At 65.8% G+C, this 13,304-nt stretch carries 17 protein-coding genes; 8 read left to right on the plus strand and 9 right to left on the minus strand.

The genetic code is table 11. The annotated features are described in order from the left end of the window. Positions 1-56: 56 nt before the first annotated feature. Both GGR40_RS20220 and GGR40_RS20225 read right to left on the minus strand, forming a co-directional pair. Positions 57-1,583, minus strand: coding sequence for a catalase (locus GGR40_RS20220; RefSeq protein WP_429278056.1), 1,527 nt, complete (start codon positions 1,581-1,583; stop codon positions 57-59). Between the two features lie 145 nt (positions 1,584-1,728). Then, positions 1,729-2,082 (minus strand): hypothetical protein, encoded by a 354-nt coding sequence (locus GGR40_RS20225; protein ID WP_429278057.1) that lies wholly within the window; start codon positions 2,080-2,082, stop codon positions 1,729-1,731. Positions 2,083-2,231: 149 nt separating this feature from the next. On the opposite strand from GGR40_RS20225, the gene GGR40_RS20230 reads away from it, so the two are divergent. Genes GGR40_RS20230 through GGR40_RS20245 form a run of 4 tightly spaced genes read left to right on the plus strand, consistent with a single transcriptional unit; the run spans position 2,232 to position 5,496 of the window. Next, positions 2,232-3,251, plus strand: coding sequence for an NAD(P)H-dependent flavin oxidoreductase (locus GGR40_RS20230; RefSeq protein WP_429278058.1), 1,020 nt, complete (start codon positions 2,232-2,234; stop codon positions 3,249-3,251). A gap of 11 nt (positions 3,252-3,262) precedes the next feature. Further along, entirely contained in the window at positions 3,263-4,141 is an 879-nt protein-coding gene (purU, locus tag GGR40_RS20235) for a formyltetrahydrofolate deformylase (protein ID WP_429278059.1), read from the plus strand. A gap of 29 nt (positions 4,142-4,170) precedes the next feature. After that, positions 4,171-4,572 carry a VOC family protein gene (locus GGR40_RS20240; RefSeq protein ID WP_429278060.1) on the plus strand — a complete coding sequence of 134 codons (402 nt, stop codon included), beginning with the start codon at positions 4,171-4,173 and terminating at the stop codon, positions 4,570-4,572. Between the two features lie 51 nt (positions 4,573-4,623). Then, positions 4,624-5,496 (plus strand): dienelactone hydrolase family protein, encoded by an 873-nt coding sequence (locus tag GGR40_RS20245; protein ID WP_429278061.1) that lies wholly within the window; start codon positions 4,624-4,626, stop codon positions 5,494-5,496. A 4-nt stretch (positions 5,497-5,500) separates the two neighbouring features. Here the strand turns inward: GGR40_RS20245 and GGR40_RS20250 are convergent, their stop codons facing one another. The 3 genes from GGR40_RS20250 to GGR40_RS20260 are packed head-to-tail and all read right to left on the minus strand — an operon-like array spanning position 5,501 to position 6,903. Then, a complete protein-coding gene (locus GGR40_RS20250; RefSeq protein ID WP_429278062.1) occupies positions 5,501-5,782 on the minus strand; it encodes a hypothetical protein in 282 nt (93 codons plus the stop codon). Continuing rightward, positions 5,779-5,982: a type II toxin-antitoxin system antitoxin gene (locus GGR40_RS20255; RefSeq protein WP_429278063.1), complete on the minus strand. Its 204-nt coding sequence runs from the start codon at positions 5,980-5,982 to the stop codon at positions 5,779-5,781. Before GGR40_RS20255 ends, GGR40_RS20250 begins: the two co-directional genes overlap by 4 nt. Positions 5,983-5,991: 9 nt before the next feature. After that, positions 5,992-6,903: an SPFH domain-containing protein gene (locus tag GGR40_RS20260; protein ID WP_429278064.1), complete on the minus strand. Its 912-nt coding sequence runs from the start codon at positions 6,901-6,903 to the stop codon at positions 5,992-5,994. Between the two features lie 264 nt (positions 6,904-7,167). On the opposite strand from GGR40_RS20260, the gene GGR40_RS20265 reads away from it, so the two are divergent. From GGR40_RS20265 to GGR40_RS20280, 4 genes are all read left to right on the plus strand, one after another. Further along, positions 7,168-7,347, plus strand: coding sequence for a DUF465 domain-containing protein (locus GGR40_RS20265; protein WP_429278065.1), 180 nt, complete (start codon positions 7,168-7,170; stop codon positions 7,345-7,347). 14 nt (positions 7,348-7,361) lie between these two features. Beyond that, the gene (locus tag GGR40_RS20270) at positions 7,362-8,345 is read left to right on the plus strand and encodes a TerC family protein (RefSeq protein ID WP_429278066.1); all 984 of its coding nucleotides are present in this window, start codon (positions 7,362-7,364) and stop codon (positions 8,343-8,345) included. Positions 8,346-8,414: 69 nt separating this feature from the next. Then, positions 8,415-9,332 (plus strand): DMT family transporter, encoded by a 918-nt coding sequence (locus GGR40_RS20275; RefSeq protein ID WP_429278067.1) that lies wholly within the window; start codon positions 8,415-8,417, stop codon positions 9,330-9,332. A gap of 3 nt (positions 9,333-9,335) precedes the next feature. Continuing rightward, positions 9,336-9,884, plus strand: a complete 549-nt coding sequence (locus tag GGR40_RS20280) for a pseudouridine synthase (protein ID WP_429278068.1) — start codon at positions 9,336-9,338, stop codon at positions 9,882-9,884. A gap of 1 nt (position 9,885) precedes the next feature. Here GGR40_RS20280 and GGR40_RS20285 read toward each other — a convergent pair whose 3' ends face one another. From GGR40_RS20285 to nadA, 4 genes are all read right to left on the minus strand, one after another. Further along, positions 9,886-10,047 (minus strand): hypothetical protein, encoded by a 162-nt coding sequence (locus tag GGR40_RS20285; protein ID WP_429278069.1) that lies wholly within the window; start codon positions 10,045-10,047, stop codon positions 9,886-9,888. Beyond that, entirely contained in the window at positions 10,044-11,732 is a 1,689-nt protein-coding gene (gene ybaL, locus GGR40_RS20290; protein ID WP_429278070.1) for a YbaL family putative K(+) efflux transporter, read from the minus strand. The genes GGR40_RS20285 and ybaL overlap by 4 nt, the downstream gene beginning before the upstream one ends. A 90-nt stretch (positions 11,733-11,822) precedes the next feature. Continuing rightward, positions 11,823-12,167, minus strand: a complete 345-nt coding sequence (locus tag GGR40_RS20295) for a hypothetical protein (RefSeq protein ID WP_429278071.1) — start codon at positions 12,165-12,167, stop codon at positions 11,823-11,825. 90 nt (positions 12,168-12,257) lie between these two features. Continuing rightward, on the minus strand, positions 12,258-13,244 hold the full coding sequence (gene nadA / locus GGR40_RS20300) for a quinolinate synthase NadA (protein WP_429278072.1): 987 nt from the start codon (positions 13,242-13,244) through the stop codon (positions 12,258-12,260). Positions 13,245-13,304: the final 60 nt, after the last annotated feature.

Here is a 13,304-nt window from a genome sequence, read left to right on the forward strand (position 1 = left end):
GGCATGAGGCCATTCAAAATGCCACCGCGCCGCGTCAAGCGAGCGGTTCGATCGAATCAATCCGCCAGTTCGGGCACCGGCGACAGGTCCGGGTTCACGCTCATGCCCAGCGCTGCCGCCACGCCGGCGCCGTAGGCGGGGTCGCAGCGGGTGGCGTTGTCGATGTGGCGCTGCTTGATGAAGGCGGGCGCATCGCCCATCGCGCGGGCGGTGTTGGCGAACAGGCGCTGCTTCTGGGCATCGTCCATCAGGTGGAACAGCGCGCGCGGCTGGCTGTAGTAGTCGTCGTCATCCTCGCGGAAGTTCCAGAAATCCGCGTCACCCGACAGGCGCAGCGGCGGTTCACGGAACTCGGGCTGGCCCTGCCACTGGTTGAACGAGTTCGGGTGATAGTGCGGCAGCCCGCCATAATTCCCGTCGACTCGGCCCTGACCGTCGCGGTGGTTGTTGAACACCGGACAGCGCGCGGCGTTCACCGGGATCTGGTGGTGGTTCACGCCCAGGCGATAGCGCTGCGCGTCCGAATAGGCGAACAGGCGCGCCTGCAGCATCTTGTCGGGCGATACGCCGATGCCGGGGACGAGGTTGGACGGCGAAAAGGCGCTCTGCTCCACATCCGCGAAGAAGTTTTCCGGGTTGCGGTTCAATTCCATCATGCCGACTTCGATCAGCGGATAGACCTTCTGCGACCACACCTTGGTAAGGTCGAAGGGGTGGAAGCCGCAGGTTTCGGCCTCGGCCTCGTCCATGATCTGGACCATGACCTTCCACTTGGGGAAGTCGCCGCGTTCGATCGCTTCGTAGAGATCGCGCTGGTTGCTCTCGCGGTCACCCGCCACCACTTCGGCGGCCTCGGCGTCGGTCAGGTGAGCGTGGCCCTGCTGCGTTTTGAAGTGCCACTTCACCCAGAACCGCTCACCGGCCTCGTTGTAGAACGAGTAGGTGTGGCTGGAGAAGCCGTCCATGTGGCGGTAGCTTTTGGGAATGCCCCGGTCGCCCATGACGTAGGTGACCTGGTGGAACGCTTCCGGCAGCAGGGTCCAGAAGTCCCAGTTGTTCTGCGCGCTGCGCATGTTGGTGCGGGGATCGCGCTTCACCGCCTTGTTGAGATCGGCGAAGTGGCGCGGATCGCGCACGAAGAAGACCGGCGTGTTGTTGCCGACCATGTCCCAGTTGCCTTCCTCGGTGTAGAACTTCACCGCGAAGCCGCGAATGTCGCGCTCTGCATCGGCGGCGCCACGCTCGCCCGCCACGGTGGTGAAGCGGGCGAACAGTTCGGTCTGCTTGCCTGGCTCGGAGAGGAACTTTGCGCGGGTGTAGCGCGACACGTCACCGGTGACGGTGAAGGTGCCGAACGCGCCCGAACCCTTGGCGTGCATGCGCCGTTCGGGGATGACTTCGCGGTTGAGGTTGGCCAGCTTTTCAAGCAGCCACACGTCCTGCATCAGCAGGGGGCCGCGTGGTCCGGCCGTGTAGGAGTTCGAGTTGTCGACGACGGGCGCGCCGAACTGGGTGGTGAGGGGGGTGGCGCCGTGCCCATAAGGGCACTTGCCGCCGGAGTTGTTGGAATCTGAACCGTGCATCGCGAGGCTCCTTCGGGTCATGGTTGTCTGTGGCCGCCCGGCTTGTTCTGAGGGGCGGCGATGACAAACAAGCTATCGGAGCCCGCCGGTGCGGAGAAGCTATACGAACATCTAAGTGTAATCGGGTAAAGCGATTAAACGGCGTTCAATCCTGTGATTCCCGGCGCCACAGGGCAGCGCGCAGGCCCACGAGCGCGTCGATGACGGCAAGCTGGGCTTCGCGGACGCGCAACACGTCTGCGGACTGGGTTGCAGTGCGGATTTCGGTGGCAAGGGCCAGCAGGCGAGCGGCGGTGGGATTGGGCACGCGCCAGCCCAGTGCCTCGATCTCTCCGGCGCGTGGCGCGCCGATGCCGGCGGTTGCCTGAGTGGTCAGCCGTAGTGCGCCTTCAAGGTCGAGAATGTCCTCGAACAGGTGTTCGTCCACGGCGGCGGCGGGGGCAAGACCGATCGCGCCGGGGTTGCCTGCGGTCGCGAGCGGTTCGTCGTCGTGATGCATGATGAAAAAGCAGGCCCCCATATTCCGGCGTGATGATGCCGGACTTAAACGCACCTGTCTTCCATCGGTTCCGTCGCTCGCCGCTTGTCGAGGGCGATTCGTCACCCTATGGCGCACGGCTGAACCAAATTCCGGGCTATGGAACCATCATGACCGCCAATACCAAGACTTCAGCGCTGATGGCGCGTGGCTGCGAATTTCTCGGCAGCGAGACTGCGATCCTGTGCGGGGCCATGTCGTGGGTGTCCGAGCGCAACCTGGTGTCGGCGATCAGCAACGCGGGAGGCTTCGGCGTAATCGCGTGCGGGGCGATGACCCCGACACTGCTCGACGCGGAGATCGCCGCGACCAAGGTGCTGACCACGAAGCCGTTCGGCGTCAACCTCATCACCATGCACCCGCAGCTGTTCGACCTGATCGACGTCTGCGCCCGGCACGGCGTGACCCATGTGGTGCTGGCGGGCGGCATTCCGCCCAAGGGCAGCGTGGAAGCGATCAAGCAGAACGGCGCCAAGGTGATCTGCTTCGCCCCCACGCTTGCGCTGGGCAAGAAGCTGCTGCGTTCGGGCGCCGACGCGCTGGTGATCGAGGGTTCGGAGGCGGGCGGCCACATCGGCCCGGTCTCCACTTCGGTTCTGGCGCAGGAGATCCTGCCCAGCCTGGCCGCCGACAACCTGGTGTTCGTGGCAGGCGGCATTGGCCGGGGCGAGGCAATCGCCGGCTATCTGGAAATGGGCGCGGCGGGCGTGCAGCTTGGCACCCGCTTTGCCTGCGCCAGCGAATCGATCGCCCATGCGGACTTCAAGAAGGCGTTCTTCCGCGCATCGGCGCGCGATGCGATCGCTTCGGTGCAGGTCGATCCGCGCCTGCCGGTGATTCCGGTTCGCGCCCTGAAGAATAAGGGCACCGAGGAATTCACCGCCAAGCAGATCGAGGTCGCGCGCCTGCTCGACGCCGGTGAGGTGGACATGGGCGAGGCGCAGCTCAAGATCGAGCACTTCTGGGCCGGTGCGCTGCGCCGCGCGGTGATCGATGGCGACGTGGAGAACGGCTCCATCATGGCGGGCCAGTCGGTCGGCATGGTCGGCAAGGAAGAGCCGGTGGCGGAGATCATCGCCGCTCTCATGGCTGAAAGCGAAGCCGCGCTCACCAACCGCGCCGCCGCCTGAGGAACGCCCGGATGCCCGCACTGCCGAATGCCGCGCAGGCCAGCCCGCTGATCCTCGCGTTCTCGTGCGCGGACCGTCCCGGTATCGTCGCGCGGGTGACGGGCTATCTGGCGCAGATGGGCGCCAACATCGTCGAAGCGCAGCAGTTCGACGATCTGGAGCAGGGCCGCTTCTTCATGCGCGTGGCCTTCGATCCGGGCGCCACCGACCGCGAGGACATTCGCGAAGGCTTCGGCCCCATAGCGCACGAATACGGCATGGCATGGTCAATGCAGCGGCGCGACCGTCCGCGCCGGGTGCTGCTGATGGTCAGCAAGTTCGACCACTGCCTGGCCGACCTGCTGTATCGCCACCGCATCGGCGAGATCGCGATGGAGATCGTCGGCGTCGTCTCCAACCACCCGCGCGAGGCGATCAACACGCTGATGCTGGGCGACATCCCGTTCCACCACCTGCCGATGGCAAAGGGCGAGAAGGCCGCGCAGGAAGCGCAGGTCCGCGCCATCGTCGATGAAACCCGTGCGGAACTGGTGGTGCTGGCGCGCTACATGCAGATCCTTTCGGACGAGATGGCGGCGTTCCTTTCGGGCCGCTGCATCAACATCCACCATTCGTTCCTGCCCGGCTTCAAGGGCGCCAAGCCCTATCACCAGGCCCATGCGCGCGGCGTGAAGATGATCGGCGCGACGGCGCATTACGTCACGGCGGACCTCGACGAAGGGCCGATCATCCATCAGGATGTGGAACCGGTGACGCATTCCGACACGCCCGAGGACATGGTGCGCAAGGGCCGCGACATCGAACGGCGCGTGCTGGCCGAAGCGGTGCGGCTCCATCTGGAGGACCGCGTGCTGCTGAACGGTGCGCGCACGGTAGTATTCCGCAGCTAAGGCGGCAGGATCGAAGGGGAGAGCAGGGCATGCAGGTCAACGGTATCGATCACGTCAACGTGCTAACGGACGACCTGGAAGCCACCGCTACGTTCTACGAACAGGTGCTGGACCTGATCCGCAGCGAAAACCCCTCGATCCGCGCGGGCACGGCCGGGTACTGGATGCGCGATGCCGCCGGCGCGCCGATCATCCATCTGGTGGACCGCACCACGGCGCCGGGCCGCTATGACGATCATGTGCCCGGCGAATCGACCAACGGGCTGCACCACGTTGCCCTGCGCTGCACCGGTTTCGACGCGATGCGCGCCAGGCTGGATGCGCGTGGCATTCCCTATCGCTTCAACGATCTGCCGCACATCGGCCTGCGCCAGCTGTTCCTGGCCGATCCCAACGCGGTGAATCTGGAACTCAATTTCAACGGCGATTGAGGTCGGGCAAGGGGCAGGTTAGGCTGCGCGCAATCAGCGAAAGGCCGGCCCATGTGCGACGATTTCACTCCTGAAGATTTCCGCAACGCAGAGCAGCGCATGGCAGGGCTCGACCGGCGCGGGTTTGCCGTGCTGGGCGTCGGGGCAGCGCTGGCGGGATGCACGGCTTCGATCGCGGCGGATGGCGGCTCGGTGACGGAGCGGATGGTGTCGATCACCACTGCGGACGGGGTGTGCGATGCGTTCTTCGTGCATCCCGGCAAGGGCAGGCATCCGGGCATCGTCATGTGGCCCGACATTGCCGGTCTGCGTGAAGCGAAAAAGGTCATGGCGCGCAGTCTGGCTGCGCAGGGCTATGCGGTGCTGGTGGTGAACCAGTATTACCGCGCAGGCCCGGCGCCGGTGATGAAGAGTTTTGCAGAGTTCCGCACCCCCGAAGGGCAGGCGAAGATCGGCCCGATGCGCGCGCAGCTGACGCCCGAGGCGATCACGCGCGATGCTACGGCCTATGTTGCCTTCCTCGACAGCCAGCAGGCCGTGGACCGCAAGCGCCGCATCGGCAGCAACGGGTACTGTATGGGCGGGCCATTCACGGTGCGCACGGCGGCTGCCGTGCCCGCGCGGGTCGGGGCGGCGGCGTCTCTCCACGGGGCCGGGCTGGTGACCGATGCGCCTGACAGTCCACATCGCCTGCTGCCGAAGACGAAGGCAGGGTACCTCTTTGCCATTGCCCGCAACGACGATGCCAAGCAGCCCGACCAGAAAGTGGAACTGCGCAAGGCTGCCGATGCCGCGAAGCGCCCCGCTGATGTGGAAGTCTATGCCGCCGACCACGGCTGGTGCGTGCCGGACTCCCCCGCTTACGATCCGGGCGAGGCGGACCGGGCGTGGAAGGCGATGCTGAAACTGTTCGCGACGTTGTGAGCGCCTAATCCTCACCCCAGCGCCATTTCCATCCGCCGCGGGTGTGGCGGGCGGCGATGGCGCAGAACAGCCACGTCACCAGCAGGAACAGCGTGAAGGCGATCGCTCTCAGGGCACCGCCGCCCGACTGCTGCCCGGTCCGGTCGAGAAATCCGATCCCCGCCAGTGCAGCCAGATAAGCCACGCAGAGCAGCCAGCCTTCCCGCCTGATCGGCAGGCCGCTGCCGTAGCCATAGCGCTTCGGTGCGAACCACGCGGTGTCGTCGAACAGCTTGTGCAGCATCATCCGTCCTCCTTGGGCGGCCTGCCGCGTCGGGCCGGTTCGCCTGCTTCCACCTTGATCCCGCGCCGCGCCAGCGCTTCGCGCAGCAGCACTTCGACCTGCGCGTTCACCGAGCGCAAGTCGGCCGCCGCCGTCCGCTCCAGCGCTCCGTAGAGCGCCGGGTCGAGACGGAGCGCGAAGGCCTTCTTGCCGGGAGACGCCATGATCCGGCTTTACTGGTAGAGCGAACCGGCGTTGACGACCGGCTGCGTATCCCGTTCGCCGCACAGGACGACCATGAGGTTGGACACCATCGCCGCGCGGCGCTCGTCGTCCAGTTCCACCACGTTCTTTTCCGAAAGCTGCGACAGCGCCATCTCCACCATCGACACCGCGCCTTCCACCAGCTTGCGGCGGGCGCCGATCACGGCCTCGGCCTGCTGGCGGCGAAGCATCGCGCCGGCGATCTCGGGCGCGTAGGCCAGGTGGGTCAGGCCGCATTCGTCCACCGTCAGGCCCGCCACATGCAGCCGCGCGATCAGTTCGGTGCGCAATTCGGCGTTCACTTCCTCATGGCTGCCGCGCAGGGTGACTTCGGCATCCTCCACGTCGTCATAGGCATAGCGCGAGCCGATGGAGCGCACCGCAGCCTCGATCTGGACGTTCACGAAGGCCTTGTAGTCGTCGACGTCGTAAAGCGCCTGCGCGGTATCGGCCACGCGCCAGACGACGTTGGTGGCGATCTCGATCGGGTTGCCGCGCAGGTCGTTGACCTTGAGCTTTTCCGAGACGACGTTGTTGGACCGTACCGAAATCTTGGTCTTGCCCATCCACGGCCAGACCCAGCGTAGCCCGGCGGTGCGGTCAGTACCCTTGTAGCTGCCGAACAGGGTTATCGCGGCGGCCTGATTGGGCTGGATCATGTAGAAGCCGGACAGGATCAGCACCTGCAGCGCGATCGCAGGGACGATGAACGCCAGGAATGCCAGCACCGTGCCCGGACCCGGATCGCCGCTGGCCAGCGTGACCACCCAGAAAGCGACCGCCAGGAACAGGACCAGCGAGACCACCAGCATCAGGTACCCGCTCTGCGTGGAGGCGGTGCTTTCCCGGCTGGCGTTGATGGGCAGGTGCGAATCGAACATCGGATTACCCCCATAAAAGTGATATCATATTAATATCGAATTAGGCAGGTTCGTCAATCGGCATGCTTGAACCGGACGGCGATCGGTAGTATCTGGGGAATGCGGGCCGGGCCCCTCTGGCGCGGCGTTCCTGACCTTCTGGTTGAACGCCTCGTGATGTCGGACCGCATCGGGTGATACCGATGCAGGTCAGCATTGATTCCTTACGCAACCTGCGCGGCACTCATCCGATCGAACCACAACCCGTTCGATAGGGATACGACGATGACCGAACGCATGTTCCGCCTGCTTGAACTTCACCAGAAGCTCGATGCCGCCCTGCGCACCCTGAAAACCGGCCGCGCGGATGCCGCAGCCGTGGCCCGCCTGACACGACGCAAGCTGCGACTGCGTGAGCGCCTGTCGCGCCTTGCCCTGACGCAGCGCCACGCTTTCAGCCTGTAAGGGGAGCGCCGACGATGGAGTTTCTTTTTGCCGACTGGCTGGGCACGCCTGCGTGGTTCTGGCTGGCTTTCGCCGCCGTGGTGCTGCTGCTGACCGCTTTCGACCTTGGCGTCCTGCACAAGGAGGACCGGGAGATGGGCATCGCCGAATCTCTGCGCCTCTCCGTGTTCTACATCGCCATCGCGATGGTGTTCGGCGCGTGGATATGGTGGGCCAAGGGCAGCGCCCCGGCGATCGATTACTACACCGGCTATTTCATCGAAAAGGCGCTGTCGATCGACAACGTGTTCGTGATCTCGATGATCTTCGGCTACTTCGCCATCGCGCCCAAGTACCAGTATCGCGCGCTGTTGTGGGGAATTCTGGCGGTGATCGTGCTGCGCGGCCTGATGATCGCGGGCGGTGCTGCGCTGGTCGCCCATGCGCACTGGGTGATGTACCTGTTCGCCGCGTTCCTGATCTTCACCGGCGTGAAGATGCTGTTCACCAGCGACCATGATCCCGACATCGGCAACAACGCCGCGATCCGCTGGATATCGCGCCACATGCGCGTGACCCGCGGGCACCATGCAGAACACTTCTTCGTCCGCGAGCCGAACCGCAAGGGGCAGCTGGTCTGGGCGGCGACGCCGCTGTTTCTGGCGCTGGTGGTCATCAATCTGGCCGATCTGGTCTTCGCCATCGATTCGGTGCCGGCGATCTTCTCGATCACCACGGACACCTTCATCGTCTATACGTCGAACATCATGGCGATCCTGGGCCTGCGCGCGCTGTACTTCGCGCTGGCGGCGATGGTGCACCGCTTCCACTATCTGAAGTACGCGCTGGCGCTGGTGCTGGTGTTCATTGGCGGCAAGATCCTGATCGCCGACTTCGCGCTGGGCGGGGCCAAGTTCCCGCCGCTGGCAAGCCTTGGCATCACGCTGGCGCTGATTGCGGGCGGCGTGGGCTGGTCCTTGTGGAAGACGCGCGGGGAAGGAGCGGTGCTGCCGCACTGATCCCTCCTGCCTGAACGGGGGCGGCAATAAGCAGGTGCGCCGCCCCTGTCCTGCCGCTACGAGGCGGGCATGACTTCGACGCAGACTGCCCGCCACCCCGACTGGACCCCGCGCCACTTGCTGGCGCTGCTCACCGCAAACATCGCGCTGGCGCTGGGTGCGTGGCTGGTACGGCTGGCAGATGTGGGCCCGGTTGCCGCCGGGTTCTGGCGGCTGACGCTGGCGCTGCCGGTGCTGGTGCTGCTGGCAGCACGCGAACCGGCGGCGCAAAGGCGCATGTCGGCAGGGGTGGTGGCGCTGGTGCTGGGGGCGGGCGTGTTCTTCGCGCTGGACCTTGCCGCGTGGCATTTTGGCATCGTGCGCACAAAGCTGGGCAATGCGTCTCTGTTCGGCAATTCGGGCAGCCTGATCGTCATGGTCTGGGGCCTGTGCACCGCGCATCGCAGGCCATACGCGCTGGAGATCGGCGCCATTGCCGCAGCGGTTTTCGGCGCGGGGCTGCTGATGGGCGGATCGCTGGAAATCAGCCATGAAAATCTGATCGGCGACCTGTTCTGCCTGCTGGGCGGGGTATTCTACGCCATCTACATCATCATGTTGAACGGTCCGCGCGATCGGCTGGGATCCTATTCGATGCTGGCGGTGTCGACGTCGGCCAGCGTGCCGGTGATCCTGCTGGTGGCGGTATTGCTGGGCGAGACGATCATGCCGCACAACTGGACGCCGCTGGTTGCGCTTGCCGTGTCGAGCCAGCTGATCGGGCAGGGATTCCTGATTTATTCGCTGCGGCACTTCACCCCGCTGGTCATCGGACTGGCCTTGATGGCGCAGCCTGCATTGACGGCAGCGGTCGGATGGTTCGCTTTCGGAGAGACGCTCAGCGGGCTGGACATGGTGGGCATGGTGCTGCTGGCTGGCGCGCTGCTGCTGGCGAAAGTGGCGGACAAGCCTGCCGCCAAAGCCGCACCGATGGTGGGAGAACCCTGAGCGATGGCCCGCCTGATCCTGTTCAACAAGCCTTACGACGTGCTTTCGCAGTTCACCGATGCCCGGTCGCCGTCCCCGCGCGCGACCCTTTCGGACTACGTGAAGGTGCCGGGCGTCTACCCGGCCGGGCGGCTGGACCGCGACAGCGAAGGGTTGCTGCTGCTGACCGACGACGGACGCCTGCAGGCGCGCATTTCCGACCCGCGCTTCAAGGCGGCCAAGACGTATCTCATCCAGGTCGAAGGCGAACCGGACGAAGCCGCGCTGGAGGCGCTGCGCGAGGGCGTGATGCTGAACGACGGGCCGACCCGCCCGGCAGAAGCGCGCCGCATCGCCGACCCCGAACTGTGGCCGCGCAACCCGCCGGTGCGGTTCCGCAAGACGGTGCCCGACTGCTGGATCGAACTGAGCATCCGCGAAGGGCGCAACCGGCAGGTCCGCCGCATGACCGCCGCCGTCGGCCATCCCACCTTGCGGCTGGTGCGCCAGCGCATCGGCGAATGGTCGCTGGGGCCGCTGGCGCCCGGCGAATGGCGCGAGGTTTCGGTCTAGCTCACTGCGCCATCAGTGCATCGTAGCCGGGGACTTCGCCGTGGTTGATGACGCAGGCGGTGGGGATCGCCACCGCCAGCAGCATCGCGCCCAGGATAGCCCACCGGAACCACCCCGGCGGCTTGCGGTAAGGGCGCCCGCCCAATCCGCGCCGCGCCCTCACGCCGACCGCCCCGGATTGCTCAGGGGTACTGCCGCGATGCGGTTTGCATTCGCCCCGATCAGCTCCAGCATCTGCCGGGCGATCTCGCGTTCGCCCAGCACCACCTTGTCCGCGCCGTGCTGGACGAGGTGGTCGAACTGTTCGTCGCTGTGGGCGCGGGCGATCACCGACAGGTCGGGGCGCAGCTGCTTGGCCTTGTCGCAGATGGCTCCGGCTTCGAATCCCTCGGGAATGGCGATCAGCATGCGGTGAGCCTGCGCGATGCCCGCTTCCTTGAGGATACCGGCGTCGAGCGCATTGCCGGTGATCGTCTCGAAGCCGTCATTGCGGGCTTCGCGGGCAAGGTCGGCCTGCGCCTCTATCAGCACGACGGCGGTCGGCGTCGCGCGCAGACCCCGCGCCACCAGCTTGCCGACCCGGCCGTAGCCGACGAGGATGACGTGCTCCTCGCGCTTCTGTTCGTGCTCGATCTCGGTGCGTTCGGCTTCCTCGACCAGCTGCTTCCTGACCGATCCGGTGCTGCCCACCGCAAGGTTGAAGATGAACGGGTTGAGGAAGATGGAGATGATCGCGCCCGCCAGGATCAGGTCGCGCCCCGCTTCGGGCAGCAGGCCAAGGCCGGTGCCCAGCCCGGCCAGGATGAACGAGAACTCGCCGATCTGGGCAAGGCTGGCGGAAATCGTCAGCGCCTTTTCATTGTCGTGGCCGAACGCGCGCACGATCAGCCATGCCGCCAGCGACTTGCCGACCACGATGGTCAGCACCGTGACCAGCAGCGGGATCGGCTGCTCGGTGACGACGGCGGGGTCGAACAGCATGCCGACCGAGACGAAGAACAGCACCGCGAAGGCATCGCGCAGGGGCAGGGTCTCTTCGGCGGCGCGGCGGGAAAGCTGCGTTTCGCCAAGGATCATGCCTGCGAAGAACGCCCCCAGCGCAAAGCTGACGTCGAAGACGTAGGCAGCCCCGAACGCGACGCCCAGCGCCACTGCCAGCACGGCCAGGCGGAACAGTTCGCGCGATCCGGTGTGAACCACCCAGTGCAGCGCCCAGGGCAGGACGCGGCGGCCCACGATCAGCATAAGCGCCACAAACCCGGCGACCTTGAGCAGCGTGGTGGAGATGACCCATGGCAGCGTCGCCGCTCCTTCGCCGCCGTTCAGGGCCGAAGCGAGCGCGGGCAGCAGGACCAGCGCCAGCACCATCACCAGATCCTCGACGATCAGCCAGCCGACGGCGATGCGCCCGCGCTCCGTCTCGACGAGGTTCCGGCTCTGCAATGCGCGCAGCAGGACCACGGTACTGGCCACGGACAGCGCGAGCCCGAAGACGAAGCCCGCAGCCAGCGTCCAGCCCATCATATGGCCGATGCCGATGCCCAGCAGGGTCGCGGCGGCGATCTGCACCAGCGCGCCGGGAATGGCGATGGCCTTGACCGCCAGCAGGTCTCGCAGCGAGAAATGGAGGCCGACGCCGAACATGAGCAGGATCACGCCGATCTCGGCAAGCTCCTGTGCAAGGTTCGTATCGGCGACGAAGCCGGGGGTGAAGGGGCCTACCATGACCCCGGCGAGAAGATAGCCTGCAATGGGCGAAACCCGCAGGCGGTGGGCAAGCGCCCCCATGAAGAAGGCGATCACCAGACCGGCGACGATCGTGCCGATAAGTGGTGTATGATGGGGCATTGACGTTCCGTCCTTCGCCGCCGGACCATGCGTCTTTCGTCCGGCGTTTCCTGAAACTCTCGGATCGACCGATGGCGATCCGGTGGCGGTTCAGGCGAAGGGTGGCGCCCGCGGCTGCGACCGGGCACCGCGCCAGCCGGGGCGGGGCGCGGCGTCCGCGCGGGCCGGCCGGACCTGCGCGTTCTTGCAAGGGACTGCGGCAAGGGCCGGTTCCGCGATCGCGATGTCCCCGGTCGGCGGATCGCGCCGTGGGATGGCGATACGCACCGCGGTAGTGCGATGGGTGTGCCCCGTGGAAACTTCGACAGTGGAGGGGCTGAACGCCGAACCCGAAACGCGGGCCTCAGGGATGGGCAGCAGGGCATGCGCAAAGACGGCGGCCAGCAGCAGCAGGCACCAGACTTTCAGTTTCCTCAGGATGAGGTGATCGCGCAAGATGGCCCCTTCGTCAGTTCCTCACAACGAACGTAGGAACTGCGAAGAGGTTTCGCCACCATCGATCCTCGCGTACCGGGGCGGGAGCGCTCAGCGCGCGCCGAGGTCCCCCTTGCCGATGGTGCCGCTGGCCATGTCCAGCATGCGGTCCAGGCTCTTTTTGGCGGCGAGGCGCAGCGGTTCCTCGATCTCGACGCGCGGGATCAGGTCACGCAGGGCAAGGTACAGCTTCTCAAGCGTGTTGAGCGCCATGTAGGGGCAGATGTTGCAGTTGCAGTTGCCGTCGGCCCCCGGTGCGCCAATGAATGTCTTGTCCGGGATCGCCAGTTGCATCTGATGGATGATGTGCGGCTCGGTCGCCACGATCAGCGTGTCACCGGGCATGGTCTTGGCGTACTGCAGGATGCCACTGGTGGACCCCACGTAGTCCGCGTGATCGACGATGTGCGGCGGACATTCCGGGTGCGCGGCGATAGGCGCATTGGGGTGCTGGGCGCGCAGCTTGAGCAGTTCGGTCTCGCTGAAGGCTTCGTGGACGATGCACACGCCCGGCCACAGCAGCATCTCGCGGTTGAACTTGCGCGCCAGATAGCCGCCCAGATGCCGGTCGGGGCCGAAGATGATCTTCTGGTCCAGCGGGATCTGCTGCAGGATCGTCTCGGCGCTGGAGCTGGTGACGATGACGTCGGACAGCGCCTTAACCTCGGTCGAGCAGTTGATGTAGGTCAGGGCGATGTGGTCGGGATGCGCCTCGCGGAAGGCCTTGAACTTTTCCGGCGGGCACGAATCCTCAAGGCTGCATCCGGCGTCGAGGTCGGGCAGGACGACGATCTTGTTGGGCGAAAGGATCTTGGCGGTGTCCGCCATGAACTTCACGCCGCAAAAGGCGATGACGTCGGCGTCGGTCTCGGCGGCCTTGCGGCTCAGTTCCAGACTGTCGCCCACGAAATCCGCCAGATCCTGAAGTTCGGGCTTCTGGTAGTAGTGGGCGAGGATGACCGCATTGCGTTCCTTGCGCAGGCGCTCGATTTCGGCGCGCACGTCGATACCGGAAAGATCGGCGGGCATTACGGTCATGGCTATCCCTACATCCTTGGCCCGGTCCTGACGCCGGGCGCGGCCTATCTAGGGATGCGA

The organism is Novosphingobium gossypii (assembly GCF_050433305.1).
GTDB classification, from domain to species: Bacteria; Pseudomonadota; Alphaproteobacteria; order Sphingomonadales; family Sphingomonadaceae; genus Novosphingobium; species Novosphingobium gossypii.

What these genes read in the sequence shown, in the direction of transcription:
- GGR40_RS20220 (WP_429278056.1), bottom strand. Translation starts at nt 1,583, where the DNA reads ATGCACGGTTCAGATTCCAACAACTCCGGCGGCAAGTGCCCTTATGGG.
- GGR40_RS20225 (WP_429278057.1), bottom strand. Translation starts at nt 2,082, where the DNA reads ATGCATCACGACGACGAACCGCTCGCGACCGCAGGCAACCCCGGCGCG.
- GGR40_RS20230 (WP_429278058.1), top strand. Translation starts at nt 2,232, where the DNA reads ATGACCGCCAATACCAAGACTTCAGCGCTGATGGCGCGTGGCTGCGAA.
- purU (WP_429278059.1), top strand. Translation starts at nt 3,263, where the DNA reads ATGCCCGCACTGCCGAATGCCGCGCAGGCCAGCCCGCTGATCCTCGCG.
- GGR40_RS20240 (WP_429278060.1), top strand. Translation starts at nt 4,171, where the DNA reads ATGCAGGTCAACGGTATCGATCACGTCAACGTGCTAACGGACGACCTG.
- GGR40_RS20245 (WP_429278061.1), top strand. Translation starts at nt 4,624, where the DNA reads ATGTGCGACGATTTCACTCCTGAAGATTTCCGCAACGCAGAGCAGCGC.
- GGR40_RS20250 (WP_429278062.1), bottom strand. Translation starts at nt 5,782, where the DNA reads ATGATGCTGCACAAGCTGTTCGACGACACCGCGTGGTTCGCACCGAAG.
- GGR40_RS20255 (WP_429278063.1), bottom strand. Translation starts at nt 5,982, where the DNA reads ATGGCGTCTCCCGGCAAGAAGGCCTTCGCGCTCCGTCTCGACCCGGCG.
- GGR40_RS20260 (WP_429278064.1), bottom strand. Translation starts at nt 6,903, where the DNA reads ATGTTCGATTCGCACCTGCCCATCAACGCCAGCCGGGAAAGCACCGCC.
- GGR40_RS20265 (WP_429278065.1), top strand. Translation starts at nt 7,168, where the DNA reads ATGACCGAACGCATGTTCCGCCTGCTTGAACTTCACCAGAAGCTCGAT.
- GGR40_RS20270 (WP_429278066.1), top strand. Translation starts at nt 7,362, where the DNA reads ATGGAGTTTCTTTTTGCCGACTGGCTGGGCACGCCTGCGTGGTTCTGG.
- GGR40_RS20275 (WP_429278067.1), top strand. Translation starts at nt 8,415, where the DNA reads ATGACTTCGACGCAGACTGCCCGCCACCCCGACTGGACCCCGCGCCAC.
- GGR40_RS20280 (WP_429278068.1), top strand. Translation starts at nt 9,336, where the DNA reads ATGGCCCGCCTGATCCTGTTCAACAAGCCTTACGACGTGCTTTCGCAG.
- ybaL (WP_429278070.1), bottom strand. Translation starts at nt 11,732, where the DNA reads ATGCCCCATCATACACCACTTATCGGCACGATCGTCGCCGGTCTGGTG.
- nadA (WP_429278072.1), bottom strand. Translation starts at nt 13,244, where the DNA reads ATGACCGTAATGCCCGCCGATCTTTCCGGTATCGACGTGCGCGCCGAA.